This window comes from Nostoc sp. MG11 (assembly GCF_014904695.1).
Lineage (GTDB): Bacteria > Cyanobacteriota > Cyanobacteriia > Cyanobacteriales > Nostocaceae > Komarekiella.
Genome location: NZ_JACXXN010000181.1, coordinates 1 through 1,167, shown reverse-complemented (window position 1 = coordinate 1,167; position 1,167 = coordinate 1). Strand labels below are relative to the sequence as shown.

2 protein-coding genes are annotated in these 1,167 nt (G+C 39.7%); both read left to right on the top strand.

Annotated elements, in window-relative coordinates; translation table 11 throughout:
• A partial coding sequence (locus tag HCR01_RS37955; protein ID WP_193201018.1) for a CHASE2 domain-containing protein occupies nt 1-421 on the top strand: 421 nt, incomplete at its 5' end.
• Nucleotides 414-1,167: DUF928 domain-containing protein (locus tag HCR01_RS37950; RefSeq protein ID WP_226890092.1), on the top strand; the 754-nt coding region annotated here is incomplete at its 3' end. The genes HCR01_RS37955 and HCR01_RS37950, both read left to right, overlap by 8 nt.

The following is a 1,167-nucleotide window of genomic DNA, read 5'->3' as shown; positions in this document are numbered from 1 at the left end:
CACCAATACAAGCGATTTTTGGAAAACACCTTTTAGTTCTAATGCCAAACTGAAGCAAAAGCAAATACCGGGGGTATTCGTACAGGCACAGATGCTAAGTCAAATCCTGAGCGCCGTTTTAGACCGCAGACCTTTATTCTGGTGGTGGACTGTATGGATGGAGGCACTTTGGGTATGGGGATGGTCATTAATAGGAGGTATTACAGCATGGTATTATTCAAAACCGCTGCACCTTGGATTGGCGGTGGTAGTAACACTTTTAATATTATTTGGGTTATGTTTTGGCATTTTTACACTGGCTGGATGGGTGCCATTTATCCCCCCAGTATTGGCATTACTAGCTACCCAATTAATGATAATTTCATGGTTTAAACATTTCTATCTTGGCAAGAGAAAACAATTAAATTTTGGTCATGATTAGAAAAAAAATAATTCAACGTACCTGCGTAATTCCGTTGCTAATTATTAGTACAACAATTTATTCACAATTAGTGCAAGCACAACTGACTGATTCGATGCAAAACACTGTTAAAAATTCGCACTTTCAATCTTTTAAGCAACCGAAATTGCCCAGAAATGGCGCACCGACAGGTCGGCGCAGAGCCGGGGCTGGGCGTAATCCTGAGTGTTCTAACTCTCTGACACGCCTGACTGCTTTAGCACCCGGCGATGCAGAGGAATCATTTTTAGCATCAACAGTTGCAGAGAATCCAACATTTTGGTTTTATGTTCCCCAACTGCCACAAACCAAGCGTTCTGGAGAATTCGTGTTGCAAGTGCTAGATGGTAAAGATGTACAAAATGTCTATCGAACACCTCTTACTCTGTCTGGAAAACCGGGTATTATTAGCATTACTTTGCCATCGCGATCGCAATCCTCCTTAAAAGCAGATAAAAAATATCGCTGGTATTTTCATATTTATTGTGGCGATCCGCAAAAAACATCTGACAATTTTTATGTAGATGGGTTTGTGCAAAAACAGGTGATAACTCAGACCCTTGATAATCAATTAAAAACAGCAAAACCAAAAGAGTACATTGCCTATAGTGCTAATAATATTTGGTATGATGCTCTAACTAATTTAGGTCAACTGCGTCGTGACAATCCGCAGAATGCATCTATTAATAAAGATTGGATTGATTTATTAAATGTAGTTGGCTTGCAAG